Raw genomic sequence first — 24,133 nt, 5'->3', positions numbered from 1 at the left:
ATTGAGCCAAGTGCTCGGCGCCGACGCAATAGACTTTGCCCATGCAGACCTCACGACTCGCGCCGATGTTGCCGGCGCTGGCGGTGCTTGGCTCGGTCACTTCGCTGGCCATCGGCACCTCCTACGCAAAACACCTGTTCCCGCTGATCGGCGCCCAGGGCACCAGCGCGCTGCGCGTGGGCTTTTCAGCGCTGTTGCTGCTGCTGTTCTGGCGGCCATGGCGCTGGAAGACCAGCCGCCCGGATGCCATCACCATCCTGCGCTACGGGCTCACCCTGGGCCTGATGAACCTGCTGTTCTACATGGCCCTGCGCACGATTCCCTTCGGCATCGCGGTGGCCATCGAGTTCACCGGGCCGCTGACGGTGGCGATGCTGTCATCACGACGTCCGATCGATTTCCTCTGGGTGGGCTGCGCGGCGGTGGGGCTGCTGTTGCTGCTGCCGATCGGCGGCGGGCCGGCACTGGACCCGGCCGGTGTGCTGTACGCGATGGGCGCGGCGGCCTGCTGGGGCCTGTACATCGTGTTCGGCAAGCGTGCCGGTCATCTGCATGCCGGGCACTCGGTCTCGCTGGGGTTGCTGGCGGCGTCACTGGTGGTGGTGCCGGTGGGCGTGGTGCATGCCGGTGCGGCGCTGCTCGACCCGAAGATCCTGGCCGCCGGGCTGCTGGTGGCGCTGGTGTCCAGCGCGATCCCGATGTCACTGGAGATGATGGCGCTCAAGCGCCTGCCGAAGGAGACCTTCGGCATCCTGATCAGCATGGAACCGGCAGTGGCCGCGCTGTGGGCGATGCTGCTGCTGCACGAACACCTGCACGGGCTGCAGTGGCTGGCGATCGGCTGCACGGTGCTGGCCTCGGTGGGCAGCACGATGACGGCAAGGCGGTTGAAGGTACCGGCCGCCGCCTGAAAAAGGGGACGGAGGGGATTAAGTCGTTTATGCATAAACGACTTAATCCCCTCCGTCCCCTTTTGGGTTCAGCGCAGGGCGTCGGCCGGGACGTCGATCTGCATCGCCAGGGCGAGGTGATCGGAGAACGCGGCCGGTACGGCTTCCACGGTGCGGGTCTGCAGCCCGCTGCTGACCAGGATGTGGTCGATGGCGCGGTCCGGGCGCCAGCTGGGGAAGGTCGGCACGATGCAACCGGGCGGCTGCAGCCGTGTCTTCTGGTACAGCACCTGCATTTCCGGGCGCTCGGCCAGGCAGTTGAAGTCGCCCATCAGCACCGCGTTGGGGTGGTCGGACAACAGCTCGGCGATGAAGCCCAGCTGCGACATCCGCGAGCCCGCGCCCAGCGACAGATGCGCCACTGCCACCGCCAGACCATCAGCACCATCGCCGAACTTGGCCAGCAGCACGCCGCGCCCGCCGATGCGGCCGGGCAGGGCGTGGTCCTGCACTTCCACCGGTTCCAGCTTGCTCAGCAGCCCGTTGGCGCTGGAGGCGACCCCGCCCATGCGCCGGTTCGGCTGGTGGCTCCAGTAATTGAAGCCGGCGCGCTGGGCCAGGTAGTGGGTCTGGTTGGTGAAGCCCGAGCGCAGGCTGCCGGGGTCGGCCTCCTGCAGGCCGACGATGTCATGTTCGCGCGCCAGGGTGGCGATCGCGTCCAGGCTGCTGCGCTTGCGACCCGCCGGCAGCGCATGTGACCAGCTGCGGGTCACATAGTCGCTGTAGCGGCGGGTACTTGAGCCAGCCTGGATGTTGGCCGTCAGCAAGCGCAGGGTCCGTGTACGGGGGGAATTCACGGCCGGGAAACGCTTCTCTTGGATCAGTGGGCCTGGGCCGCACCGCGTTCGCGGGCGATCAGGTGGTCGGCGATGCGCAGCATGTCCGGGAAGCTCTTGCCCTTCACCAGGTACTTGCCGTTGACGATGATCGACGGGGTGCCGCTGATCTGGCTGCGCTGCGCGAACTGCTTGGCCGAGTTGGTCTTGGCATTCACCGCGAAGCTGCCCATGGTGGCGGCGAACTGCTTCGGATCCACGCCGTAGGCACCGTAGAACTTGGCGATGTCGTCCACCGAGTCACGGCCACGCTCGCCCTTCAGGGTCTTCTGCGAGTGGATGGCGGCGTAGAGCGCTTCGTGGGTCTTCTCCTGCACGCCGAGCGTCTGTGCGGCGTAGAAAGCACGGGCGTAGTCATCCCAGGTGCCGCCGAACATGGCCGGCACGTAGACGAAGTTCACATCGCTCGGCAGGCCGGCCTTCCACGGGCCAACCAGCGGCTGGAACGCGGCGCAGGCCGGGCAGACGTAGCCGAAGATCTCGGTCACTTCGATCTTGCCGGCGGCTGGCTGGAACGGCTGGCCGTTCGGGATCACCTGGTAGTCGGCGCCTTCCACCGGGGCCGGGCCGGTCAGCGCGGCGGTGGTCGGAGCCGGTGCGGCGGCAGCCGGCGCCGCTTCGGCCGGGGCCTTCTCGCCTTCGGCAGCCGCCGGAGCGGTGCCTTCGGTACCCGCGGCCGGAGCGGCCGGCTCGGTGGTTGCCGGAGCTGCCGCCGGTTCAGCCGGGGCAGCGGTGGTGTTGGTGCTGCCGTCGTCGGCCTTGCAGGCGGCCAGGATCGGCAGCAGCGCTGCGAGGGCGAGGGCGTAACGGATCTTCATGGAAACGTCTCCAGCATCTGGAAAGGTGGGGCCGGCGTCAGGCGCCGGCCAAGGGGAAATGATGACACGCGGCGGCGACAGCGCCGTGTCGGTGGTGGGTGTTGGTTCAGCGGCCGCGCGCTGCGCGGGCCTGGGCGATCAGCGCCGAGGCGATGCGCAGCTGGTCGTCGAAGCTGTTGCCGCGCACCAGGTACTGGCCATTGATGATGATGGCCGGGGTACCCGGCACCTTGGTGCGCTGGGCAAAGGCGCGGGCGGCATCGACCTTCTTCTGCACGGCGTCGCCGCGCAGGGCCTGCAGATAGCGGTCCGGGGTCACGCCATAGGCCTTGTAGAAGGTGGCGAGCTCATCGGCCGAGACGTTCTGCATCGGCAGCGAGCCATCCTGGTGCAGTGCCTTGAAGACCGCCGCGTGGCTGCGCTTGGCCACGCCGACTTCGTCGGCGGCGTAGTACGCCAGTGCCCAGGCGTCCCATGCACCACCGAAGGCGGCCGGGACCGGGGTGAAGCGCACGTCGGCCGGCAGCTTGGCCGCCCACGCCGCCAGCTGTGGCTCGAAGTGGGCGCAGTGCGGGCAGGTGTAGCCGAAGACCTCGACCACCTCGATCTTGCCGGCCAGCGGCTGGAACGGGCCCGGTTGGGCGATGCGCTCGTAGTCTTTGCCCTCGACCAGCGGGGCATTGGCGGGGGTAGCGGCGCAGGCTGCCAGCGGCAGCAGCACCAGCACGGACAACAGCAGGCGGGAAATCAACCTCATCGACACGCATCTCCGTTGAAAAAAGCAACGCCGGCGCGGTCGCCGGCGTGAAGGAAACATACCGCAGGCGCGGGCCGTGGTGGCGGCCCGGGCCGACCAGTGGCGGTCAGGGGGCGGCAGCCGGTTGTGCCGACGGTGTGGTAGTGGCCACATCGTCGGCCTTGTTGTGCAGGCCCTGCAGGTAGCTCGACAGCGCCTGCACCTCCTGCTCGCTCAGCTTCTGCGCGACCGTCGCCATGATCTGGAAGTGGGCCTTGTCGGTCTCGTTGGTCTGCCCGGCCTGGTACTCCTGCAGGCGGCGCGCGACATAGCTCGCGTGCTGGCCGCCGATGTGCGGATAGGCCGGGCCCGGATTGCCGGCACCGCTGGGGCCGTGGCAGGCCATGCAGGCCGGCAGGCCGCGCTTGGCATCGCCGCCGCGGTACAACTGCTGGCCGATCTCGTAGAACTTCATGCCCTTGTACGGGCCGTCCGTGACCGCCGTGTCGTCGGCGATACCGGCGGTGGCCTTCTGCGTGGCGAAGAACGCGCCGATATCGCGCATGTCCTGCGGCGTGAGGTTCTGCACGAACGGCACCATCGCCACCGCCGCGCCGGAACTGCGCTGGCCGTTGGCGATCAGGGCCATCTGCTGGGCCACGTAGCGTTCGCTCTGGCCGGCGATGGACGGATACATCTCGACCGTGGAATTGCCGTCGGCGCCGTGGCATGCCGCACAGGCCGAAGCCTTGGTCTGGCCGGCCTTGGCATCGCCCCAATGGGTCTTGCTGAAGTCCACCTCCAGCGAGGCGGTGTTGATCGGCCCGTTGTCGGGCAGCGGGGTCAACGTGGTCTGCGCGAACGCAGCAGCGGCAACGACTACGGCAGTGGCAAGGGCGGATACGGCAAGAACGCGAGCGTGGCGCATGCTAAAGCTCCGTATGGACCGGGCCGGGCGGTGGCCGCCGGCATCGCCCGGATTATCAACGGCGTTTCCGCGCACGGTCAACGCAGCAGTGCAGCAAAATGCCCGCAACGGCCGCCGGCACGGGCGCGCGGCGCCGCAACATGCGATCCTAGGCACATGTCATTGCTCATCGAACGCGCCCGTTACCACCTTTCGGCCCACAACGTGCGGCAGCTGCCGCCCGATGAAGGGGCCGAAGTGGCCTTTGCCGGCCGCTCCAACGCCGGCAAGTCCAGTGCGCTCAACGCGCTGACCCGCCAGAACGCGCTGGCCCGTGTCTCCAAGACGCCCGGCCGCACCCAGCAGCTGGTGTTCTTCCAGATCACCCCGGAAGCCCATCTGGTCGACCTGCCCGGTTACGGCTACGCCAAGGTGCCGCTGGACCTGCAGGCGCACTGGCAGGCCTTCATCGACCGGTATTTCCGTACCCGCGAGGCCCTGAAGGGGCTGGTGGTGGTGATGGACATCCGCCACCCGCTGAAGGACTACGACCGGCAGATGCTGTCCTATGCCGTACAGCGCGGCATGCCGGCGCACGCCCTGCTGACCAAGGCCGACAAGCTCAGCCGCAGCCAGCAGATGCAGACCCTGCAGAAGGTACGCAAGGAACTGCATTCGGCCTATGGCGACAGCGTCAGCGTGCAGGTGTTCTCCGGCGAGGACCGCACCGGCGTGGACGAAGCCCGCGGCGTGATCGGCGGCTGGCTGGGCCTGGCGTAAGGCGTTTCCGGTCGCCCGGCTGGCAGCCGGGCGCTACCGACCCAATCGGGTGGGTGCCGACCTTGGTCGGCACACCCTCACAACGGCGAATACTCTGCCGGTACCCACGCATAGGCCTTGCCCTCGCCACGCACATGGCCCAGGCCGGGGAACGGCAGATGCGCACCGGCCACCCACCAGCCGTTGGCGGTGGCCTGCTGCAGCAGCCCGCGACGGCTGGCGATGGCCGCCCTGCGGTCCGAATCCGCCTCGAACGCCGCTTCCGGATGCGCGAACTGCACCGCATGGAAATGCAGCACATCACCCCACACCAGCAGTGACTGGCCCTGGCTGTCGAACCGGTAGGAGACATGGCCGGGGGTGTGGCCATGGGTGTCCATCGCCACCGCGCCACCGGGCAGGGCATCGCCGGGGTTGAAGGTGCGCAGGTGGCCGCTGGCCTGGTACGGCGCCACCGCGTTGCGTGCCAGCGGGAAGGCGAAGCGCACGCCCTTCGGCGCGGTGGCTTCGCTGGCCGGGTTGAGCCAGTAATCGGCATCGGCCTTGGACAGCCACACCGTGGCATTCGGATAGGCCGGTTTGCCCTGCGCGTCGAGTACGCCGCACAGATGGTCCGGATGGGCGTGGGTCAGCAGCACCTCGTCCACCTCGGCCGGGTCCACGCCGGAGGCGCGCAGATTGCCCAGCACCTGGCCCAGGCCGGGGCCGAAGCACTGCGCGGTACCGGTATCGACCAGGGTCAGATGGTTGCCCTGGCGCACCAGGAAGGCGTTGATCGCGGTCTGCAGGCCCTTCTTGTCTTCGGGCACGTAGCGGCCTTCCAGCAGGCGGCTGACCAGTGTCGGCGGCACGTCCACCACTTCCTGCCGGCCCAGCGCGACCACGCCGTCGAACAGGGCGGTGACCTGCAGTGCACCGATGCGCTGGTGATAGACACCAGGCACCTGCTGGGTGGGGGCGGGCGAAGTGGCCTCGGCCAGCGCGGCCAGTGGCAGGGACGACAGGGCCAGCAGCAGGGCGCCGCGCAGCAGCAGGTAACGCAGGGTCATGGTGGTTCTCGGTGGACGACGGGCGGTTCCGTTGCCGCATAGCGTGCCGTGGCCGATGTGCGCGCGGCGCTCAAACCACTACGCGGAATGCTCAGGGAAGGGGTGTTGTCTGCAGGGCTGCGCCCTGCACCCGCAGAGGCAACGGCAACAGCCGAAGCAACAGCAACAGCGGGAGCGGGCTGTCCGTGGGATGGCGGGGTGGGTCCGCTTGCGGGAGACGCCGTAAACCCCCCTCCGGGGTCCGGCCCAGCCGCTGGCGGCTGGGCGTTCGGGCGCTTGCGAAGCAGTGCTTCGCAAGCAAAGCGCCCTCACCCATGGGGGCTTGGCCGCGGCTTGCTCGTGTGCGCTGTCCTGCGCACACCGCAAGACCGGGGTTGGGCGTCCTGCCCAACCCGCCCGAGGCATGCCTCGGGCCCATGCCGCGGACACTCCCGCAACCGGACCCACCCCGCCTTCGACAGTTGGCCGCGATCTGTTGGAAATGCTCTTGGGGTCAGATCCGTTTTCCGCGGGAAAACGGATCTGACCCCAGATCGATTTCGATATCTGACAGATGTGTCGACCAAGGTCGACACCTACCAACAGTCGCGAAGATCTGTCAGAGGTGGGGCGGTGTGGGTGGGCAGGACCGTTGGCGCCATGGATGGCGCCATCGAGCCCCCAGGGAAGGGTTTACGGCGTGTCCTGCCCACCCACACCGCCCCGCCATCCCACGGATAGCCCGCTGTTGCTGTTGCTGTTGCTTCGGCTGTTGCCGTTGCCGTTGCCTCTGCGGGTGCAGGGCGCAGCCCTGCCGAACACCCTCAGATGTCTGTGGGAGCCAGTCCGTACTGCTCGGCGAAGCGCTTGCTGAAACTCGCCGCAGACCGGTAGCCTGCGCGCGCTGCCACGGTCTTCAGCGGCAGGTCGGTGGTGTAGAGCAGCTGCATGCCATGCGCCAGCCGCGCCTCGGTGAGCAGCTGGCGCAGGCTGGTGTCCTCGGCAGCGAGACGACGGCGCAGGGTTGCTCCGCTCAGTGCGAACTGCTCTTCCACATCGCGTGATTGCCAATCGCGGGCCGGTTCGGCGGCGATGCGGTCGCGGATCTGTTCGCCCAGGCTCGGCGCCTGCGGCAGCAGAAGATTGCCGTGGCCCTGCCGGCACAGGGTCAGCACCAGCGAGGCCAGGGCCAATCGTGCTTCGCTGTAACGGCCGTCCTGCAGCGATTGCCGCCACTGGCGCAGCACTGTGCCATGGTCGATCAACGGCAGTCGCGCCATCGCCTGGCCCGGGGCGGGAAGCTCCTCGCTCCACAGCGTGCGTGCGGCTGCCAGCACTTCGGCACACAGCGGCACGATGGCGCTCAGGTAACGGCCGCTGCGTGGGTCGGGGCTGTTGACCACATCGATGCGGCAACGCTGGGTCAGCAGCAGGATATCGCCGGGAACGAACTCCAGAGACTGGTGTGCGGTACGCACCTGCTTGCGGCCTTCCAGCAGGATCGCGAACTGCGGTTGCGGAATCTCCACCGAGCTGGCGCCATGCTCGCGACGGGCGGTGATGCACGCATAACCTTCGGCGCGTGCGCAGCCGGCCAGGCTGGCCATCTCGGCCAGCAGTGCGGTGGCCGGGGGCAGCATGGCGGTCATGTCACGTGTGCGCCGAGCAGGCGACCGACACCGGCGGCGGCGGCCATCGCCAACGCGCCCCAGAACATCACCCGGATCGCGCCGCGTACCGGCGGTGCGCCGCCGGCCTGGGCCGCCATCGCGCCGGTCAGGCACAGGCCGAGCAGGGTGCTGGCGGTGGTCATCATCGCGACCTTGTCGACCGGTGCGAGCAGCGCGGTCAGCACCGGCAGTGCCGCACCGCAGGTGAAGGCGCCGGCCGAGGCCAGCGCTGCCTGCAGAGGGCGGGCGCGCAGGGTATCGGTGATGCCCAGCTCGTCGCGGGCGTGGGCGCCCAGTGCGTCGTGGGCGGTGAGCTGTTCGGCCACCTGCCGTGCCAGCGCCGGCTCCAGGCCACGGTGGCGGTAGATCGCAGCCAGCTCTTCCAGCTCGCTGTGAGGATCTTCGTGCAGTTCGCGCTTTTCCATCGCCAGGTCGGCGTCTTCGGTGTCGGCCTGGGTCTGCACCGAGACATACTCGCCGGCAGCCATCGACATCGCGCCGGCCACGGTGCCCGCCACGCCGGTGGCCAGGATGGTCGCAGCCGAGGCGCCGCTGGCAGCCACGCCGACCACCAGGCCTGCCACCGAGACGATGCCGTCGTTGGCGCCCAGCACGGCGGCGCGCAGCCAGCCGACGCGCTCGGAGCGGTGCAGTTCGGGGTGTCGTGAATGGCGGCTCATGACCTTGAGTGTACGAGGGTCAAGAGGGCGTCGGTAGGATGCTGAAACCCGTCACCGTCGCATGACGCAACGGGGTGCCACGCTATAGTGCGCCCTTGCGATGGAAGGCCCCGGGCCCCACATCCCCTGCCACTGTCCAGCGAGCCTTCCCCTTGTCGAGCCCCAGTCACGTCGCCGATACCCCCATTACCGACCGCTCGCAGCTGGTGGAGGTGATCGCCTCCGGCGAAAAGCCCCGCGCGCAGTGGCGCATTGGTACCGAGCACGAGAAGTTCGGATTCCGCCTGGATGACCTGCGGCCGCCGACCTTCGAGGGCGAGCGTGGCATCGAAGCGCTGCTCAACGGCCTGGTCCGCTTCGGCTGGGAGCCGGTGCAGGAGAACGGCAACACCATCGCCCTGCTGCGCGATGGGGCCTCGGTGACGCTGGAACCGGCCGGTCAGTTGGAACTGTCCGGAGCGGCGCTGGAGACCATCCACCAGACCTGCGTGGAGACTGGCACCCACCTCAATGAAGTGGCGCAGGTGGCCGGCGAACTGCAGCTGGGTTTCCTCGGCATGGGCTTCCAGCCGAAGTGGAAGCGCGATGAGATGCCGTGGATGCCGAAGGGCCGCTACAAGATCATGCGCTCGTACATGCCCAAGGTCGGCTCGCTCGGCCTGGACATGATGACCCGCACCTGCACGGTGCAGGTGAACCTGGACTACGCCACCGAAGCGGACATGGTGAAGAAGTTCCGCGTATCGCTGGCACTGCAGCCGATCGCCACCGCGCTGTTCGCCGATTCGCCGTTCACCGAAGGCAAGCCGAACGGCTACCTGAGCTACCGCTCGCACATCTGGACCGACACCGATGCTGACCGCACCGGCATGCTCGACTTCGTGTTCGAGGATGGCTTCGGTTACGAGCGCTATGTCGATTACCTGCTCGATGTGCCGATGTATTTCTCCTACCGCGATGGCATCTACCACGATGCCAGCGGGCAGAGCTTCCGCGATTTCATGCAGGCCAGGCTGCCGGTGCTGCCGGGTGCGCTGCCGACGCTGCGCGACTGGTCGGACCACATGACCACCGCGTTCCCGGAAGTGCGTTTGAAGAAGTACCTGGAAATGCGCGGCGCCGACGGCGGCCCGTGGAGCCGCCTGTGTGCGCTGCCGGCGTTCTGGGTGGGCCTGCTGTACGACGACACCGCGCTGGATGCCGCCTGGGACCTGGTGCGTGATTTCACCCTGGCCGAGCGCCATGCACTGCGCGACGGCGTGCCGAAGCATGCGATGAATCTGCCGTTCCGCACTGGCAGCGTGCGCGACCTGGCCCGCGAGGCCGTGAAGATTTCCGTCGAAGGCCTCAAGCGCCGCGCGGCGCGCAATGCCGACGGCCAGGACGAGAGCAAGTTCCTGGACGTGCTGCAGGAGATCGTCGAGTCCGGCCTGACCCCGGCCGAGCGCAAGCTGGCGCTGTTCCATGGCCGCTGGCACGGCGACGTCGATCCGGTGTTCCGCGAGTTCGCGTACTGAGTGGATTGTTCTGGACGCCGGGCATGGCCCGGCGTTACCGATGAGGGCTGCGTGCCGGGTCATGCCCGGCGTTGATGTCAGCCCGGCTTGCCGTCGCGCCGAGGGCTCAGGTAGATCCAGCCCAGCCGCGCCACCCATGGGGCCAGTGCCAGCAGCCAACCGATGGCAGCGGCGAAATGCCAGGCGTAGGCGTCGGGCATCAGCTCGGCAACGATGCGCATGATCGCCACTGCCTGCAGCGCGACGAACGCGAACCAGGCCACGGCCGGCATCACCAGCGGTTGCCCGGAGTGGCCCTGGGTGACCCGGGTCACCATCGCCACCAGCAGGCTGCCGAACAGCCCCACGGCAAGAGCATGCAGCGGCGCGCGGCCGAGCAGCTGCGGATGGCCGAACAGATGACCGATGTCCTGCAGCAGATACAGCGCGAAGCTGATCGGCAGCCACGCCAGCGCCAGGAACAGGGTGGCAAGCAGGCCAGGCATCGGCCCGCGCGGCCACCAGTGCCATAGCGCCTGCAACGAAAGCACCAGCAGCGGTGCATCGGCAAGCCACAGCGCGTTATCGATCTGCAACGCGCTCAACAGCAGGCGCAACATCAGCAGGGCCCACATCGCGGCCAGCCAGCGCAGCGGCCGCCACGCCACATAGCCGTCCACCACGTTGTTGGCGAAGAACGGGATCATCCGATGCGCGACGGTGAGGTAGACCGGCAGCAGCAGGCCGAAGGTGCCGAGTGCCACAGTGACCGGCATCAGTGTGGCGCGGCCGCGCACCACCGCCATGAACAGCAGCAGCCCCAGCCAGCCCAGCAGCAGTGCCGCATAGCAGGCGCGCGCATGCCAGTTACGGTTGGGGCCGGCGGCCTGGAGCACGCGTCCCAGCACGATCAACCCGGCGCTCCAGCCGGCCATTGCCAGAAGCAGGCCAGGCCACAGCCCGGCTGTCCACCCGCAGGCGGCGGCAATCAGCAGCGCCTGCCCGCCAAACAGCCCGATACCGACCGGCGCATAACGGCTGCGTGGCAGCTCGGGTTGCCCCATCCAGCGCGGGAACACGGTAAGCAGGAAGCCGAAAATGAAACTGGGCAGTACCAGGTACTGCATCAGCAGCGCGTGCAGCCAGGCCGGTGGCAGCGGCGGTGGCTGCTGCGGCGTCCACAGCCCGCGCAATGCGCCCAGCCACAGGGCCCACCAGAGCATGGCCAGCAGCAGGTTGCTGGCGCCGATGAAGAACAGCAGCCGGTGCGGCGCACGCATCAGCATCGCAGGGGAGGGCAGGCGGGCCATGCGGCGAGTCTGCGCCAGGGCGATGGCCGCTTCCTTGACCTTCGTCATGCCCAATGCACGACCAGAAAAAACCCCGGCAGTGCCGGGGTTCTTCGTTCACCGTCGCCGATCGATCAGGCGGCGTTCTTCATCGTCGCCATGTCGATCACGAAGCGGTAGCGCACATCGTTCTTCGCCATGCGTTCCCAGGCTTCGTTGACGTTCTTGATGTCGATCATCTCGACGTCGCTGACGATGCCGTGCTCGGCACAGAAGTCCATCATTTCCTGGGTTTCGGCCATGCCGCCGATCGCCGAGCCGGTCAGGTGCTTGCGGCCGAAGATCACGCTGCCGCCGGTCAACGGCGGGTCCAGCTCGGTCAGCACGCCAACCAGGCACATGGTGGCCTCGCGCTTGAGCAGGCCCATGTACGGGTTGGTGTCATGGCCGACCGGGATGGTGTTGAGCAGGAAGTCGAAGCTGCCGGCGTGCGCCTTCATCTGCGCGGCATCGCGCGAGACCAGCACGTCATCGGCGCCCAGGCGCTTGGCGTCGGCACCCTTTTCCGGCGTGGTGGTGATCATCACCACGTGCGCGCCGAGCGCCTTGGCGAACTTCACGCCCATGTGGCCGAGGCCACCCAGGCCGATCACGCCGACCTTCTGGCCCGGGCCGACCTTCCAGTGGCGCAGCGGCGACCAGGTGGTGATGCCGGCGCACAGCAGCGGCGCGGCGGCCTTCAGGTCGAGGGTCTCGGATACCTTCACCACGAAGCGCTGTTCGACCACCACGTGGTCGGAATAGCCGCCGTAGGTCGGCGCGCCGCTTCCGCGTTCACGGCCGTTGTAGGTCCAGGTCGCGCCTTCGGCGCAGTACTGCTCCAGGTCGTGCTCGCAGGCGTCGCAGTGGCGGCACGAGTCGACCATGCAGCCCACGCCGGCGTGGTCGCCGACCTTGAAGCGGGTGACGTTGCTGCCGACCTCGGTCACGCGGCCGATGATCTCGTGGCCCGGCACCATCGGGTAGATCGAGCCACCCCAGTCGTCGCGGGCCTGGTGCAGGTCGGAGTGGCAGATGCCGCTGTAGAGGATCTCGATGCGCACATCGTCCGGGCCGACCGCGCGGCGTTCGAACTCGTACGGAATCAGCGGGTCGGTATGTGAATGGGCGGCGTAACCACGGGCGAGGGACATGGGGAATCCTTGGCAGGGTTTGTCGAAAGGCGCTTTACAATACGCCCCGTACCCAGCGGCAAAAAGCGCGGATATCGGCATGATTCATCAAGTGGAACTGCACAATCATGGCCACTGACAATCTTACCCACCTGGCCGCGTTCGCTGCGGTCGCCCGTCACCGCAGCTTCCGCCGTGCCGGCGCCGAGCTGGCGCTGTCGACCTCGGCGGTGAGCTATGCGATCCGCGCGCTGGAAGAACGGTTGGGCGTGGGCCTGTTCCATCGCACCACCCGCAGCGTGGCCCTGACCGAGGCCGGGCAGCGCCTGCTGGAACGCCTGCAGCCCGCGCTGGGCCAGGTGCATGACGCGCTGGAGGAGATGAACCAGTTCCGCGCCGCGCCGGCGGGCCTGCTGCGCATCAATGCCACCCGTGCGGCGGTAGCGACACAGCTGGGACCACGGCTGGCGCGCTTCCTGCACACCCATCCCGACGTGCGGGTGGAGCTGACCGAGAACGACGGCCTGGTCGACATCGTCGCCGAGGGTTACGACGCCGGCGTGCGCCTGCACGAGTTCGTGCCCGAGGACATGGTGGCAGTGCCGATGGGACCGCCGCTGCGCGGGCTGATTGTCGGATCGCCGGACTACCTGCGCCGACGTCCGGCCCCGCAGCATCCGCGTGACCTGGCTATGCATGAGTGCATCCGCTTCCGCTTCGCCAGCGGGCATCTGTACAAGTGGCAGTTCGAGCGCGCTGGGCAGGCGCTGGAAATCGACGTGCCGGGGCGGCTGACGCTGGGTGAGCAGGGCACCGTGGTCGGCGCGGTGCTCGATGGCATCGGCCTGGCCTATGTGCTGGAAGATACGGCGCGGCCGTACATCGAATCCGGGCAGATGGTGGCGGTGCTGGAAGACTGGAGCGAACCGTTCGCCGGGTTTGCACTGTACTACCCGAAGCAGCGGCAGATGCCGGGCGCGCTGCGCGCGTTCGTGGATATGCTGCGCGAGTGAGTTGCTGCAGGAGTGCCGATCAACGGTCGGCACCCACCGGGAGCAGGCCATTGCCGATCAACGAATCGGGATCGGCCGGTAGATCCACGCCATGCGTGGATGGAGCAACCCTACGCCCCCTGCAACACCGGCCCCAACAACACCAGGCAATCACGCAGGTGCACGTCCACCGGCGCATCCTCGGCCACCACGCCGATCACGCGTTCGCGCAGCGGTTCGGCCACGGCCATCGCCAGCAGCAGCCGCGCCAGGCGCACCGGGTCTCCCTCGCGCAGCAGCCCGCGCTGTTGCTGGCGCGCCAGCCAGTCGGTCAGCAGCGCACGGCCGCGTTCGATGCCGTTGTCCAGATAGGCCTGCAGCAGCGCCTGCTTGCCGGGGAAATCGGTGGCCAGCAGCCGGAACACCTGCACCGCCTGCGCCGACAGCGCCTGCGCACACACCGCGTGCAGGATGTCCTGCAGCAACGGCAGCACCTCGTCGGCATTGCGCGCATCGCGCTGCAACTGTGGCGCGAAGCCGTCGGTCCACTCGCGCACCGCCAACCCGACCAGTTCCTCGCGGTTGCTGGCGTGGCGGTACACGGTCTTCTTCGCCACCCCGGCGTGCGCCGCCACCGCTTCGATGGTGGTGGCCTCGTAACCCTGTGCCAGCAACAGCTCCAGCGCGGCCTGCAGCACGGCGTGGCGGACTTCGGCTTCCGGTCGCGCCGGGCGGCCGCGGCGGCGGGTTGGTGAGGGTGGCTCGGGCAGGGTGGTGCTGTTCATTGCGCCCATCTTACCGCATCCGGACAATTGCGAAACGAATAGCGTTTCCGTATTGTCGGGTCTCCCGACACCACAGGAGACCCCGATGGATACCGCTGTGAACGCCCGCGCCTGGCTGGACCACCACGATCTGCTCGACCCGGCACCGATGCGCCTGGAGACCGGTATCCAGCGCCGCGAAGACGGCACCCTGACGGTGGCGGTGCGCACCGATCTTCATGGCTGCAAGGGCCGCATGCTGGACTGGTGGTTCACCTTCTTCGAGACCACCCAGCACATCCGCTGGTGGCATCCGGTCGATCATGTCGAGCACCGCGGCTGGGACGCGGCCTGGCAGCGCGGACGCAGCTACCACGGTGCCAGCATCCATGCGGTGGAAGCGCTGGCCGACATTCCGCCGGTGGCGGCGCGTCTGAAGTTCCATGACCCGCGCACGTTGCTGGTGCCCGAGCGCCTGCAGGCGGCACAGGATGCAGGCGATGTATCGGCGGTGATCGCCGCGCGCATCGGCTTCGGCGACCATGTCCGCCTGGATGCAAACGCTGATCCCTGCGACGGGCAGATGCTGCACGTGGCGCGTGATACGCCGTTTGGCTGTGTGCTGCGCAGCCGCTTCGTGCTTGGCCTGGACAGCGTCGATCCACGCTGCGATGCCGGCGATGCGGTCGGCCTGGGCCTGCTCAAGCATTGCTACACGGAGTTCAGTTTCCTCTCGCGCCTGCTGCCGTCGCTGTACTACGGCGAGCGCGCCAACGGCGAAGCGGTGCCGTTGCCGTGGTGAACGTGGCGCCGGTCATTCGACCAGCGCGTCGTAGCCTTCAGCGCTGAACTGGATCAGGCAGAAGCCGTGGCCGAACGGATCGGCCAGCACGGCGATGTGCCCCCAGCGACGCTCGCGCACGGACTGCTCGAGCGTCGCCCCGGCCGCAACCGCTCGTACCAGCGCCGCTTCGATGTCATTCACCACCCAGTCCAGGTGCAGCGGCGTCCAATGGCGATCGTAGTCGCGCACGTCGCCGTCTTCGGTGGCGGCGCTGCCGCCCTCGTTCTGCAGCAGGTAAAGCGGCGCTGGCCCACCGAGCAGTTCCACCGCGCCCGGGCCGAGACGGCGGCCGATGCGCAGGCCGAAGGCTCGGATGTAGAAGTCTTCGGCAACGGCGAGATCGGGGACATCGAGGTTGACGATGAACGCTGCGGTGGGCGTATCCATGGTCAGATCCGGTGGATGCGGGTGGGCAGTGTACGCCCGCATCGGCGCACGGCGTGGCTCTACTGTGCGCTCGGGTAATCGAGGTAGCCCGCCTCGCCGCCACCGTAATAGGTGCTGCGGTCGGGCGTGGCCAGCGCGACGTCGCGCTGAAGGCGTTCGACCAGATCCGGGTTGGCGATGAACGGCTGGCCGAACGCGGCCAGGTCGATGGTGCCCGCCTCGACCAGCTGCAGGGCGCGTTCGCGGGTCATGCCACCGGCCAGGATCACGGTGCCACCGTAGGCCTGCTTGAACTGTTGCAGGAACGCCTCGCCCAGCACCGGCTGCCCCGCCTGCTGGTTGTCATTGAGGTGCACGTAGGCCAGCCCGCGCTTGCCCAGTTCCTCGGCAAGGTACAGATAGGTGGCTTCGTTGCCGGGATAGAACGGCATGTCAAAGGTGAGGTTGTTCGGTGCCAGGCGCACGCCGATGCGATGCGCACCGATGCGTTCGGCCATGGCATCGACCGTCTCCAGGATCAGCCGCGCGCGATTGGGCAGCGAGCCGCCGTAGCGATCATCGCGTTCGTTGATGAGCGGGTTGAGGAACTGCTCGAACAGGTAGCCGTTGGCCGCATGCAGCTCGATGCCGTCGAAGCCGGCGCTGATCGCGTTGTCGGCGCCCCGTGCGAAGTCGGCAATGATGCCGGGGATCTCGTCGGTGGCCAGTGCACGTGCCGGGGTGGGATCGGCGTGGCCGCGGCTGCCGTCTTCCAGATAGACGAACGAGGTGTTCTTCGGTGCGCTGGCCACCGGGCGCGTGCCGGCGCTGACCGGTTGCCCACCATCGGGCTGCAGTGAGGCATGCGACATGCGGCCGACGTGCCAGAGCTGGGCAAAGATCGTGCCCTGAGCGGCATGCACCGCCTCGGTGACCAGTGTCCACCCGGCCACCTGCTCGGCCGACCAGATACCCGGCACGTCGATGTAACCCTGGCCCTGCGGCGAGACCGGGGTGCCTTCGCTGATGATCAGGCCGGCGCTGGCACGCTGCCGGTAGTACTGGGCGGTCAGTTCGTTGGCCACGACGCCGGGGTTGCGGGCGCGGGTCATCGGGGCCATCGCGATGCGGTTGCGCAGGGCGGTTCCTGACAGGTCGAACGGGCGGAAGAGGGCGGCAGTCATATCGGTCATCTCGGTGCGGGGGAGGCGCCAGCGGCGCGATAGACACAGGATGGTGTTGACATGCGAATGCATAAAGCGCTTCGATTTCCCATCGGGCGGGACTATTTGTCCCTAATGGAGCGTGAAAGATGTTGCCACTGGAATCCTTGAACGGCCTGGTGACCTTCGTTACCACGGCCCGCTCGGGCAGCTTCACCGAAGCCGCCGACGCACTGGGCATCTCGCGTTCGGCGGTGGGCAAGGCCATCGCGCGGCTGGAAACGCGGCTGGGTGTGCGCCTGTTCCACCGCACCACGCGGCGCATCGCGCTGACCAGCGACGGCGAGGCGTACTACGCCTCCTGCGCTGCGGCGCTGGAAGAGATTTCCGCGGCCGAGGCCTGTCTGGGGTCGGCCGGACTGCCCAGCGGGCGGCTGCGCATCGACATGCCGTCCTCGTTCGGGCGGCTGGTGGTGCTGCCGGTGCTGCTGCGGCTGTGCCGGCAGTACCCGGACCTGCAGTTGACGATGACCTTCACCGATCACTTCATCGATCCCGTTGAGGAAGGCATCGACCTGCTGATCCGCTTCGGTGGGCTGCACCAGGCCGAGCATCTGGTGGCACGCCGGCTGGGGCGCCAGCGGCTGGTCACCTGTGCATCGCCGGCGTACCTGCACGCACATGGCACCCCGCACACCGTTGAGGAACTGGCACAGCACCGCAGCATCGTCGGCTTCCGCCACGGCCAGCCGGTGGCGTGGCGGATCGGCAGCGATGATGCGGAAGGAACCTTCATTCCGAATGCGGCCTACCAGCTCAACGACGGTGACGCGGTGATCGACGCGGCCATCGCCGGGCTGGGCATCTGCCAGATGCCCATCTCACTGGTGCGACGTCATCTGGAATCCGGCGCGCTGCAGTCGGTGCTGGACGCAGACATGCAGCGGCATATCGACATCCATGCGCTGTGGCCACCGACCCGCCACCTGCGGCCGAAGGTGCGCTATGTGGTGGATGAACTTGCGCGGCTGGCGGCTCAGGGCGTGTTCGACTGATGCCCCGGGATTGAGCCCGGAAATCGGGTGTGTATACTATCCCCCAGTATAGTTTCGAGGTGGCTTCGCCATGCCGCACTCCCCCGAAGAGAAAAAGAAGGTCCTGGCCCGCGTGCGCCGCATCCGCGGCCAGTGCGATGCGCTGGACCGCGCGCTGGAAGCCGGTGCCGACTGCGGGCCGGTGCTGCAGCAGATCGCGGCCATCCGTGGCGCGGTCAACGGCCTGATGTCCGAGGTGATGGAGGCTCATCTGCGCGAGGAGTTCGGGCAGCCCGCAGCCTCCGATGAACAACGCGCCGAACGCGTGCGCGACATGAGCGCGTTGATCCGCTCGTACCTGAAGTAAACGACGGCGCAACATGGCGCCGCCCATCCTGTCATTGCCTGTCTCTGGAGAGTCCACCCATGAAGTCCCGTGCCGCCGTCGCCTTTGGTCCCGGCCAGCCGCTGCAGATCGTCGAGATCGACGTCGCCCCGCCGAAGAAGGGCGAAGTGCTGGTCAAGATCACCCACACCGGTGTCTGCCACACCGATGCGTTCACCCTGTCCGGCGATGATCCGGAAGGTCTGTTCCCGGTGGTGCTGGGCCACGAAGGCGCCGGCATCGTGGTGGAGGTCGGCGAGGGCGTGACCAGCGTCAAGCCCGGCGACCACGTGATTCCGCTGTACACCGCCGAGTGCGGCGAGTGCCTGTTCTGCAAGAGCGGCAAGACCAACCTGTGCGTTTCGGTGCGCGCTACCCAGGGCAAGGGCGTGATGCCGGATGGCACCAGCCGCTTCAGCTACAACGGCGAGCCGCTGTACCACTACATGGGCTGCTCGACCTTCAGCGAGTACACCGTCGTTGCCGAGGTCTCGCTGGCGAAGATCAACCCGGACGCCAACCCGGAGCACGTCTGCCTGCTCGGCTGTGGCGTCACCACCGGCATTGGCGCGGTGCACAACACCGCCAAGGTGCAGGAAGGCGACAGCGTGGCCGTGTTCGGCCTCGGTGGCATCGGCCTGGCGGTGATCCAGGGTGCACGCCAGGCCAAGGCCGGCCGCATCATCGCGGTGGACACCAACCCGTCCAAGTTCGAGCTGGCGCGCGAATTCGGTGCCACCGACTGCATCAATCCGAAGGATTTCGACAAGCCGATCCAGCAGGTCATCGTTGAAATGACCACCTGGGGCGTGGACCACAGCTTCGAGTGCATCGGTAACGTCAACGTGATGCGCGCGGCGCTGGAATGCGCGCACCGTGGCTGGGGCCAGAGCGTGGTGATCGGCGTGGCCGGTTCGGGCCAGGAGATCTCCACCCGTCCGTTCCAGTTGGTGACCGGGCGCAAGTGGATGGGCACCGCCTTCGGCGGCGTGAAGGGCCGCAGCCAGCTGCCGGGCATGGTCGAGGATGCGATGAAGGGCGATATCGAACTGGCTCCGTTCGTCACCCACACCATGGACCTGGACAAGATCAACGACGCCTTCGACCTGATGCATGAAGGCAAGTCGATCCGTTCGGTGGTCCACTACTGAGCCGCGTCATGGGCTGGTTCGATGCCCTGCGCCGGCCGCGTGCGGAAGACCCGCGCGCGGCCCTGGTGGTGCCGATCGAGCAGGCGTTGCGTGCGCTGGGCTGGGTAGTGGGCGAGGTGGGGCCACCGCGTGCGGTGACCTCGGCCTTCGGCAGCGACGATGGCATGCCGTTCGAGCAGTGGCTTGCGCAGGTGTTCCTGCCGCGCCTCTACGAGGCGCGCGCGGTCGGGCAGTGGCCGCCGCGCAGCGATGTGGCCGTGGCGGCCTGGCGCAATCTTGATGGCCAGCCTGGCGTCGAGTCGTTGCTGCGCCTGCTGGCGCAGCTGGATGAACGGATCAACAAAGGCATCCACGCCGCGCGTGGATAAGCCGACCAAGGTCGGCATCTACCAGAAGCACGCGTGCGCTGACGCGCCGCGCAGGAGAGCACCATGGAACGCATTGAACACCGCGCCTGTTTCGGCGGCTGGCAGGACGTCTACCGCCATCATTCCACCACGCTGGGCTGCGACATGCAGTTCGCCGTGTACCTGCCGCCGCAGGCGGAAACGCAGACGTTGCCGGTGCTGTACTGGCTGAGCGGCCTGACCTGCACCGAGCAGAATTTCATCACCAAGGCCGGCGCGCAGCGCTATGCGGCCGAGCACGGCGTGATCATCGTTGCGCCTGATACCAGCCCGCGCGGCGATGACGTGGCTGATGCCGAGGGCTATGACCTGGGCAAGGGGGCGGGGTTCTACCTCAATGCCACCCGTGCACCGTGGGCGAAGCACTACCGCATGCACGACTACGTGGCACAGGAGCTGCCGGCACTGATCGAGGCGCATTTCCCGGTCACCGATGCGCGTGGCATCAGCGGCCACTCGATGGGCGGCCATGGTGCGCTGGTGATCGCACTGCGCAACCCGGGGCGCTACCGCAGCGTGTCGGCGTTCTCACCGATCGTCGCGCCCAGCCATGTACCGTGGGGGCAGAAGGCGTTCCACGCGTATCTGGGGGACAACCCGGTCGACTGGGCGCAGTGGGATGCCTGCGCGCTGCTGACGACCGCCAGCGAGCGCCTGCCGCTGCTGGTCGACCAGGGTGATGCCGATGAATTCCTGCAGGCCCAGCTGCAACCCGAGCGCCTGCAGCAGGCCTGCGATGCCGCCAACCACCCGCTGACCCTGCGCCTGCAGCCCGGCTACGACCACAGCTACTACTTCATCGCCAGTTTCATCGGCGAGCACATCGCCCACCACGCTCGCGCCCTGCACGGCTGAAGGCTTTCCGGTAGTGCCGGCCGCTGGCCGGCAACCTGCAGCCCTGTGATTCCCTGGGATTGCCGGCCAGCGGCCGGCGCTACCATGGCGGTGCACGCGGAGTGTCGTCTTGCAGCAGTGGATCACGCCGCTGTGGCGCGGGCGGGGCTATCGTGCGCCCATACGGCCTTGCTGATCGGGGGATGCATGCCGGTAGTGCTGGCGCTGCTGTATGTGCTGTGCCACGGCCTGGTCCTGGCCATGTGGCCGGGGCCCGTCGGTGCGGGTTCGTTCGTGTTCCTGACCGGCGCCCCGCTGCTGGCCGCTGCCGCCTGCCTGTGGCGGGCCCGCCGCGATGGCGCCGCGCTGGGGTGGCGCGCCACCGCGCTGGCCCTGCTGCTGTGGGGCGGAGGCATGGCCTTCAACATGGTCGATGCGCTGGGCGCGGGCCGTGCCGATGTCACGCCGCAGGTCAGTCTGTTCCTGTATGTGCTTTACGGTGTGCCGCTGGTGTTCATCCTGGCCCGCGCACGCCGCGAACGGCTGAGCATCAGCCTGATCGACGCGGCCATGGCCGCGCTGCTGGGTGTGCTGTTCTTCGTGCACGCGCAATCGTTCGCCGCCCGCATCGATGTTGATGACCACGCGATGGCCAACATGCAGCGCATGTTCGACATCCAGAACCTGTGCATTGCGGCGTTCGCTGTGGTGCGCTGGCTGGTCGGCGACGTTCCGGAGCGGCGCAACTTCTTCCGTGCGCTGGCGATGTACGCCGTCGTGTACCTGCTGGTGGCGTACTACATCAACCACTACACCGAGGAGCAGTCGTTCGGTGCCTACAACGACCTGCTGATCGACCTGCCGTTCCTGCTGCTGGCACTGCTGGCGCTGAGCCGGGCGCCTGCGCCGAGCTTCGTGCTGCATCCGCGGCTGGCACGCACGGTACAGGCGGCCGGCCCGATGATCCTGCCGCTGCTGCTGCTGGTGGTCGGGACGCTGGTGGTCGACCACGCGCGACCATTGGCGGTCACCGGCTTCGTGGTGGCAACGCTGGGCTTCGGCGTGCGCAGCATCCTGCTGCAGGTGGACCTGATGGAACGGCAGGCATCGCTGGACCAGCTGGCACGGCAGGATGGCCTGACCGGCGTGGCCAACCGGCGCGAGTTCGATGCGCTGCTGCTGGCGGAATGGAACCGTGCGCGGCGCAGCGGCAGCGAGCTGGGCCTGCTGTTGCTGGACATCGACCATTTCAAGGTCTTCAACGACCGCCACGGACATCCGGCCGGGGACCGCTGCCTGCAGGCCGTGGCCACGGTCCTGAAGATCAGTGCCGGCCGCGCTGGTGACAGTGTCGCCCGCTATGGCGGCGAGGAATTCGCAGTGATCGTGCCTGGAAGCCCGCTGTCGGGTGTGCTGGCGCTGGCCGAGCGCCTGCGCGAGGCGGTGGCGGCGCTGCCACTGCCGGAAGGGTCGGTCAGTATCAGCATCGGCGTCGGCTACCTGCATCCGCCGGCGCTGGCCAGTGCCGATCAGTTGCTGGCGGATGCCGATGCCGGCCTGTATGCCGCCAAGCGGGCTGGTCGCAACCAGGTGATCCTGCATGCACACGTGCTCGACGACGAGGGCAGTTCGCACGGCAGGATGGATTGCTGAGCGCGCCAGGTGCCCGGTCCCTGTGCGTGATTGCACATGGGCGGTGTGGCCGGGTCATCGTTGCCGCAGCCAGCCGGTGGGATCGAGCAGCCTCAGCCCGACAGGTGACAATGATCGCTGTCGCAACGGCAGTTTCGCTGCCTGCACAGCGACAGCACAGCGTGCCAGCTGCTGCCGCAGTGGTGCCAGCGTGTCGTCTTCGCGGGGCCGTGCATGCCGCCACTGGGCGATGCGCAGCAGGCAGACCAGCAGGTCCAGTTCGCTGGCGGCAATGAAGGGAGAGCCGGCGGGCAGCAGGTCGATCGGTGCCGCGGGCGCGGCCAGCAGTGGCAGCAGGTTGATGAACGCGTCGCAGCCTTCAGGATCAAGGCCGAGGCCGCTCAGCTGTGCGAGTCCATCGGCCACGAGATCGGGGTCACGCAGCTGGCGTATCGCCGCCAGCAGCGCCTGCTCGCCACGGCCGAACTGGCGGCCGAAGGCACGGTAGCTGACCCGGGTGGGAAACAAGGGGGAACGGGAGGCCATGGCAGCTAGGGTTGTGGGTCGCGGGTTTCCACCAGCACGGGGCAGGGGGCGTGATCGATGGTCCATTGCCCGATCGAGGGTTCGAACAGTCGTTCCAGCCGGGACAGGTGGCGGTGGCCGATCACGATCAGGTCGCACTTCAGCCGCCTGGCCTGGTCGCTGATGACTTCGCCGGGGTCGCCGGAGGGGATCTGCGCGATGGCATCGACGCCGCGCTCGCGCAGCTCGGCCAGGGCTTCGGCCAGCACCGCCTCGGCGCGGGAGCGCTGGCGGGCGGCTTCCGGGTACTCGATGCGGTCGGCTTCGCTGGCATCGGCGGCCAGCGCGAATTCGGGATCGAGCACGCACAGCAGGTGCAGGCGGCTGCGGGGGCCGGCAATGGCCGCGGCCAGGTCCAGCACGCGCGCGTGCTGGGGGCCACCATCCAGGGCGACCAGCAGGGTATTGAACATGGATGTCTCCTTGGCAGGCCGGGGATGGTCGCCGATGTCATCGCGCGCACCCATGCCGTGCGCGGCAGTCAATGAATGCGTCAGACGCAATCCATGGAGGCCAGGAGTGCCGTAGAGTCATCCGGCTTACTGGAGAATGCTCCACTGGAGACTGTCATGCCCCTGCCGGACCTGAACCTGTTGCTGGCACTGGATGTGCTGATCGACGAATGCAGCGTGGCTGCCGCCGCGCGGCGGATGAACCTGAGCGCGCCGGCGATGAGCCGTACCCTGGGCCGGATCCGCACCGCCCTGGGTGACCCGGTGCTGGTGCGTGCCGGCCGCGGGCTGGCGCCCACGCCCCGCGCCCTGCAGTTGCGTGAGCAGGTCCGCGACGTGATCGAGCAGGCCCACCGCGTCTTCAATGCCGGTCGCGAGATCGACCTGCGCACCCTGGAGCGTACCTTCAATGTCCGCGCCAATGATGTCTTCATCGGCGGATTCGGCGGACGCCTGCGTGAACTGTTCCGCCAGCAGGCGCCGCGCGCGGTGCTGCGCTTCGTGCCCGAAGGCGATACCGACGACGATGCGATGGCGCAGGGCCGGATCGACCTGTACATCAGCACCGCCGGCAAGCACGCGCCCGACACCAAGGTGCAGAACCTGTTCAGTACCTCGTTCATGGGCGCCGCGCGCGAGGACCATCCCCTGTTCGACGAGGAGATCAGTGCCGAGCGCTTTGCCGCGTGCGACCACATCGCGGTGTCGCGCCGTGGCCTGCCACGTGGGCCGATCGACGATGACCTGGCCACGCTCGGCCTGCAGCGCCGCGTGGCGCTGATCAGCCCGACCTTCCATGGTGCGATCTTCGCGGCGGCCGAATCGGACCTGATCCTGCCGCAGATGCCAAGCGTGATGCTGGAGCGGATCGTCAGCATGCGCCTGCCGTTGCGCCTGTTCCCGCTACCGATCCCGGTGCGTACCGCGGCCATCGTGCAGGCCTGGCATCCGCGGCTGGACAACGATGCCGCGCACCAGTGGCTGCGCCGCTCGATCAAGACCATGTGCGAGCGCGCCGAGGACGCTCACCGCTGACATCGGCAGGCGTGCGCCGGACGCACGCCTGGGATGCCGGCGACGCCATTTTTCACAGGGTACCGGCTCCCTAGACTGCGCTCCCCGGAGTTTCACTGAGCGCATTCCAATGACCCTCAATATGCCG

26 protein-coding genes are annotated in these 24,133 nt (G+C 68.0%); 12 read left to right on the top strand and 14 right to left on the bottom strand.

The window, feature by feature from the left end; translation table 11 throughout:
* Positions 1-41 precede the first annotated feature (41 nt).
* Entirely contained in the window at positions 42-911 is an 870-nt protein-coding gene (locus ACZK4H_RS18155; protein ID WP_099551126.1) for an EamA family transporter, read from the top strand.
* A 68-nt stretch (positions 912-979) separates the two neighbouring features.
* On the opposite strand, the gene ACZK4H_RS18150 is transcribed toward ACZK4H_RS18155, so the two are convergent.
* The 4 genes from ACZK4H_RS18150 to ACZK4H_RS18135 form a co-directional block, all read right to left on the bottom strand.
* Positions 980-1,717 carry an endonuclease/exonuclease/phosphatase family protein gene (locus ACZK4H_RS18150; RefSeq protein ID WP_005419292.1) on the bottom strand — a complete coding sequence of 246 codons (738 nt, stop codon included), beginning with the start codon at positions 1,715-1,717 and terminating at the stop codon, positions 980-982.
* Between the two features lie 53 nt (positions 1,718-1,770).
* The gene (locus tag ACZK4H_RS18145; protein WP_099551127.1) at positions 1,771-2,604 is read right to left on the bottom strand and encodes a thiol:disulfide interchange protein DsbA/DsbL; all 834 of its coding nucleotides are present in this window, start codon (positions 2,602-2,604) and stop codon (positions 1,771-1,773) included.
* Positions 2,605-2,710: 106 nt separating this feature from the next.
* Positions 2,711-3,361 carry a thiol:disulfide interchange protein DsbA/DsbL gene (locus tag ACZK4H_RS18140; protein WP_099551128.1) on the bottom strand — a complete coding sequence of 217 codons (651 nt, stop codon included), beginning with the start codon at positions 3,359-3,361 and terminating at the stop codon, positions 2,711-2,713.
* Between the two features lie 106 nt (positions 3,362-3,467).
* On the bottom strand, positions 3,468-4,268 hold the full coding sequence (locus ACZK4H_RS18135) for a c-type cytochrome (protein ID WP_099551129.1): 801 nt from the start codon (positions 4,266-4,268) through the stop codon (positions 3,468-3,470).
* Positions 4,269-4,424: 156 nt separating this feature from the next.
* Between ACZK4H_RS18135 and yihA the strand changes: the two genes are divergently transcribed.
* A complete protein-coding gene (gene yihA / locus ACZK4H_RS18130) occupies positions 4,425-5,027 on the top strand; it encodes a ribosome biogenesis GTP-binding protein YihA/YsxC (protein WP_099551130.1) in 603 nt (200 codons plus the stop codon).
* 77 nt (positions 5,028-5,104) lie between these two features.
* On the opposite strand, the gene ACZK4H_RS18125 is transcribed toward yihA, so the two are convergent.
* From ACZK4H_RS18125 to ACZK4H_RS18115, 3 genes are all read right to left on the bottom strand, one after another.
* Entirely contained in the window at positions 5,105-6,076 is a 972-nt protein-coding gene (locus ACZK4H_RS18125; RefSeq protein WP_099551131.1) for an MBL fold metallo-hydrolase, read from the bottom strand.
* 803 nt (positions 6,077-6,879) lie between these two features.
* Entirely contained in the window at positions 6,880-7,704 is an 825-nt protein-coding gene (locus ACZK4H_RS18120; RefSeq protein ID WP_099552032.1) for a helix-turn-helix transcriptional regulator, read from the bottom strand.
* Positions 7,701-8,405 (bottom strand): VIT1/CCC1 transporter family protein, encoded by a 705-nt coding sequence (locus ACZK4H_RS18115; protein WP_032129894.1) that lies wholly within the window; start codon positions 8,403-8,405, stop codon positions 7,701-7,703. Before ACZK4H_RS18115 ends, ACZK4H_RS18120 begins: the two co-directional genes overlap by 4 nt.
* 152 nt (positions 8,406-8,557) lie before the next feature.
* Between ACZK4H_RS18115 and ACZK4H_RS18110 the strand changes: the two genes are divergently transcribed.
* The gene (locus tag ACZK4H_RS18110; protein ID WP_099552031.1) at positions 8,558-9,922 is read left to right on the top strand and encodes a glutamate--cysteine ligase; all 1,365 of its coding nucleotides are present in this window, start codon (positions 8,558-8,560) and stop codon (positions 9,920-9,922) included.
* Between the two features lie 77 nt (positions 9,923-9,999).
* Here ACZK4H_RS18110 and ACZK4H_RS18105 read toward each other — a convergent pair whose 3' ends face one another.
* On the bottom strand, positions 10,000-11,259 hold the full coding sequence (locus ACZK4H_RS18105) for an NnrS family protein (protein ID WP_099552030.1): 1,260 nt from the start codon (positions 11,257-11,259) through the stop codon (positions 10,000-10,002).
* 65 nt (positions 11,260-11,324) lie between these two features.
* Positions 11,325-12,383, bottom strand: coding sequence for an NAD(P)-dependent alcohol dehydrogenase (locus tag ACZK4H_RS18100; protein WP_099552029.1), 1,059 nt, complete (start codon positions 12,381-12,383; stop codon positions 11,325-11,327).
* A gap of 107 nt (positions 12,384-12,490) precedes the next feature.
* Between ACZK4H_RS18100 and ACZK4H_RS18095 the strand changes: the two genes are divergently transcribed.
* Positions 12,491-13,375: a LysR family transcriptional regulator gene (locus tag ACZK4H_RS18095; protein WP_099552028.1), complete on the top strand. Its 885-nt coding sequence runs from the start codon at positions 12,491-12,493 to the stop codon at positions 13,373-13,375.
* Positions 13,376-13,485: 110 nt separating this feature from the next.
* Here ACZK4H_RS18095 and ACZK4H_RS18090 read toward each other — a convergent pair whose 3' ends face one another.
* Positions 13,486-14,148, bottom strand: a complete 663-nt coding sequence (locus ACZK4H_RS18090; RefSeq protein ID WP_099552027.1) for a TetR/AcrR family transcriptional regulator — start codon at positions 14,146-14,148, stop codon at positions 13,486-13,488.
* A 76-nt stretch (positions 14,149-14,224) separates the two neighbouring features.
* On the opposite strand from ACZK4H_RS18090, the gene ACZK4H_RS18085 reads away from it, so the two are divergent.
* A complete protein-coding gene (locus tag ACZK4H_RS18085; RefSeq protein ID WP_099552026.1) occupies positions 14,225-14,920 on the top strand; it encodes a DAPG hydrolase family protein in 696 nt (231 codons plus the stop codon).
* 12 nt (positions 14,921-14,932) lie between these two features.
* Here the strand turns inward: ACZK4H_RS18085 and ACZK4H_RS18080 are convergent, their stop codons facing one another.
* Complete coding sequence (locus tag ACZK4H_RS18080; protein WP_099552025.1) at positions 14,933-15,349, bottom strand: VOC family protein; 417 nt, start codon at positions 15,347-15,349, stop codon at positions 14,933-14,935.
* A 59-nt stretch (positions 15,350-15,408) separates the two neighbouring features.
* On the bottom strand, positions 15,409-16,512 hold the full coding sequence (locus ACZK4H_RS18075) for an alkene reductase (RefSeq protein ID WP_099552036.1): 1,104 nt from the start codon (positions 16,510-16,512) through the stop codon (positions 15,409-15,411).
* A 128-nt stretch (positions 16,513-16,640) separates the two neighbouring features.
* On the opposite strand from ACZK4H_RS18075, the gene ACZK4H_RS18070 reads away from it, so the two are divergent.
* The 6 genes from ACZK4H_RS18070 (at position 16,641) to ACZK4H_RS18045 (ending at position 21,955) form a co-directional block, all read left to right on the top strand.
* Entirely contained in the window at positions 16,641-17,546 is a 906-nt protein-coding gene (locus ACZK4H_RS18070; RefSeq protein ID WP_099552024.1) for a LysR family transcriptional regulator, read from the top strand.
* A gap of 70 nt (positions 17,547-17,616) precedes the next feature.
* Positions 17,617-17,892, top strand: coding sequence for a formaldehyde-responsive transcriptional repressor FrmR (gene frmR, locus ACZK4H_RS18065; RefSeq protein WP_005411009.1), 276 nt, complete (start codon positions 17,617-17,619; stop codon positions 17,890-17,892).
* 59 nt (positions 17,893-17,951) lie between these two features.
* Positions 17,952-19,061 carry an S-(hydroxymethyl)glutathione dehydrogenase/class III alcohol dehydrogenase gene (locus tag ACZK4H_RS18060; RefSeq protein ID WP_005414457.1) on the top strand — a complete coding sequence of 370 codons (1,110 nt, stop codon included), beginning with the start codon at positions 17,952-17,954 and terminating at the stop codon, positions 19,059-19,061.
* Positions 19,062-19,069: 8 nt separating this feature from the next.
* Positions 19,070-19,429, top strand: coding sequence for a YqcC family protein (locus ACZK4H_RS18055; RefSeq protein ID WP_099552023.1), 360 nt, complete (start codon positions 19,070-19,072; stop codon positions 19,427-19,429).
* A 63-nt stretch (positions 19,430-19,492) separates the two neighbouring features.
* A complete protein-coding gene (fghA, locus tag ACZK4H_RS18050; RefSeq protein ID WP_099552022.1) occupies positions 19,493-20,323 on the top strand; it encodes an S-formylglutathione hydrolase in 831 nt (276 codons plus the stop codon).
* A 186-nt stretch (positions 20,324-20,509) separates the two neighbouring features.
* On the top strand, positions 20,510-21,955 hold the full coding sequence (locus ACZK4H_RS18045) for a GGDEF domain-containing protein (RefSeq protein WP_099552021.1): 1,446 nt from the start codon (positions 20,510-20,512) through the stop codon (positions 21,953-21,955).
* Positions 21,956-22,009: 54 nt separating this feature from the next.
* On the opposite strand, the gene ACZK4H_RS18040 is transcribed toward ACZK4H_RS18045, so the two are convergent.
* Both ACZK4H_RS18040 and ACZK4H_RS18035 read right to left on the bottom strand, forming a co-directional pair.
* Positions 22,010-22,480 (bottom strand): hypothetical protein, encoded by a 471-nt coding sequence (locus ACZK4H_RS18040; RefSeq protein WP_099552020.1) that lies wholly within the window; start codon positions 22,478-22,480, stop codon positions 22,010-22,012.
* Positions 22,481-22,485: 5 nt separating this feature from the next.
* Entirely contained in the window at positions 22,486-22,932 is a 447-nt protein-coding gene (locus tag ACZK4H_RS18035; protein ID WP_043400104.1) for a universal stress protein, read from the bottom strand.
* A 156-nt stretch (positions 22,933-23,088) separates the two neighbouring features.
* Here ACZK4H_RS18035 and ACZK4H_RS18030 point away from each other — a divergent pair, with 156 nt between their 5' ends.
* The gene (locus tag ACZK4H_RS18030; RefSeq protein WP_099552019.1) at positions 23,089-24,006 is read left to right on the top strand and encodes a LysR family transcriptional regulator; all 918 of its coding nucleotides are present in this window, start codon (positions 23,089-23,091) and stop codon (positions 24,004-24,006) included.
* The last annotated feature ends 127 nt before the right edge of the window (positions 24,007-24,133 follow it).

This window comes from Stenotrophomonas sp. 78350_Sma (assembly GCF_056482105.1).
The sequence above is the reverse complement of the archived record's forward strand: the minus strand, read 5'-3'. Positions and strand labels throughout refer to the sequence as shown.

Excerpts from the sequence above, each read along its gene's own strand:
- ACZK4H_RS18115 (WP_032129894.1), bottom strand. The coding sequence starts at position 8,405 with ATGAGCCGCCATTCACGACACCCCGAACTGCACCGCTCCGAGCGCGTC.
- ACZK4H_RS18090 (WP_099552027.1), bottom strand. The coding sequence starts at position 14,148 with ATGGGCGCAATGAACAGCACCACCCTGCCCGAGCCACCCTCACCAACC.
- ACZK4H_RS18045 (WP_099552021.1), top strand. The coding sequence starts at position 20,510 with ATGCCGGTAGTGCTGGCGCTGCTGTATGTGCTGTGCCACGGCCTGGTC.
- ACZK4H_RS18035 (WP_043400104.1), bottom strand. The coding sequence starts at position 22,932 with ATGTTCAATACCCTGCTGGTCGCCCTGGATGGTGGCCCCCAGCACGCG.
- ACZK4H_RS18085 (WP_099552026.1), top strand. The coding sequence starts at position 14,225 with ATGGATACCGCTGTGAACGCCCGCGCCTGGCTGGACCACCACGATCTG.
- ACZK4H_RS18080 (WP_099552025.1), bottom strand. The coding sequence starts at position 15,349 with ATGGATACGCCCACCGCAGCGTTCATCGTCAACCTCGATGTCCCCGAT.
- ACZK4H_RS18095 (WP_099552028.1), top strand. The coding sequence starts at position 12,491 with ATGGCCACTGACAATCTTACCCACCTGGCCGCGTTCGCTGCGGTCGCC.
- ACZK4H_RS18055 (WP_099552023.1), top strand. The coding sequence starts at position 19,070 with ATGGGCTGGTTCGATGCCCTGCGCCGGCCGCGTGCGGAAGACCCGCGC.
- ACZK4H_RS18140 (WP_099551128.1), bottom strand. The coding sequence starts at position 3,361 with ATGAGGTTGATTTCCCGCCTGCTGTTGTCCGTGCTGGTGCTGCTGCCG.
- ACZK4H_RS18060 (WP_005414457.1), top strand. The coding sequence starts at position 17,952 with ATGAAGTCCCGTGCCGCCGTCGCCTTTGGTCCCGGCCAGCCGCTGCAG.
- frmR (WP_005411009.1), top strand. The coding sequence starts at position 17,617 with ATGCCGCACTCCCCCGAAGAGAAAAAGAAGGTCCTGGCCCGCGTGCGC.
- fghA (WP_099552022.1), top strand. The coding sequence starts at position 19,493 with ATGGAACGCATTGAACACCGCGCCTGTTTCGGCGGCTGGCAGGACGTC.
- ACZK4H_RS18145 (WP_099551127.1), bottom strand. The coding sequence starts at position 2,604 with ATGAAGATCCGTTACGCCCTCGCCCTCGCAGCGCTGCTGCCGATCCTG.
- ACZK4H_RS18100 (WP_099552029.1), bottom strand. The coding sequence starts at position 12,383 with ATGTCCCTCGCCCGTGGTTACGCCGCCCATTCACATACCGACCCGCTG.
- ACZK4H_RS18135 (WP_099551129.1), bottom strand. The coding sequence starts at position 4,268 with ATGCGCCACGCTCGCGTTCTTGCCGTATCCGCCCTTGCCACTGCCGTA.
- ACZK4H_RS18120 (WP_099552032.1), bottom strand. The coding sequence starts at position 7,704 with ATGACCGCCATGCTGCCCCCGGCCACCGCACTGCTGGCCGAGATGGCC.
- ACZK4H_RS18125 (WP_099551131.1), bottom strand. The coding sequence starts at position 6,076 with ATGACCCTGCGTTACCTGCTGCTGCGCGGCGCCCTGCTGCTGGCCCTG.
- ACZK4H_RS18075 (WP_099552036.1), bottom strand. The coding sequence starts at position 16,512 with ATGACTGCCGCCCTCTTCCGCCCGTTCGACCTGTCAGGAACCGCCCTG.
- ACZK4H_RS18040 (WP_099552020.1), bottom strand. The coding sequence starts at position 22,480 with ATGGCCTCCCGTTCCCCCTTGTTTCCCACCCGGGTCAGCTACCGTGCC.
- yihA (WP_099551130.1), top strand. The coding sequence starts at position 4,425 with ATGTCATTGCTCATCGAACGCGCCCGTTACCACCTTTCGGCCCACAAC.
- ACZK4H_RS18070 (WP_099552024.1), top strand. The coding sequence starts at position 16,641 with ATGTTGCCACTGGAATCCTTGAACGGCCTGGTGACCTTCGTTACCACG.
- ACZK4H_RS18105 (WP_099552030.1), bottom strand. The coding sequence starts at position 11,259 with ATGACGAAGGTCAAGGAAGCGGCCATCGCCCTGGCGCAGACTCGCCGC.
- ACZK4H_RS18155 (WP_099551126.1), top strand. The coding sequence starts at position 42 with ATGCAGACCTCACGACTCGCGCCGATGTTGCCGGCGCTGGCGGTGCTT.
- ACZK4H_RS18030 (WP_099552019.1), top strand. The coding sequence starts at position 23,089 with ATGCCCCTGCCGGACCTGAACCTGTTGCTGGCACTGGATGTGCTGATC.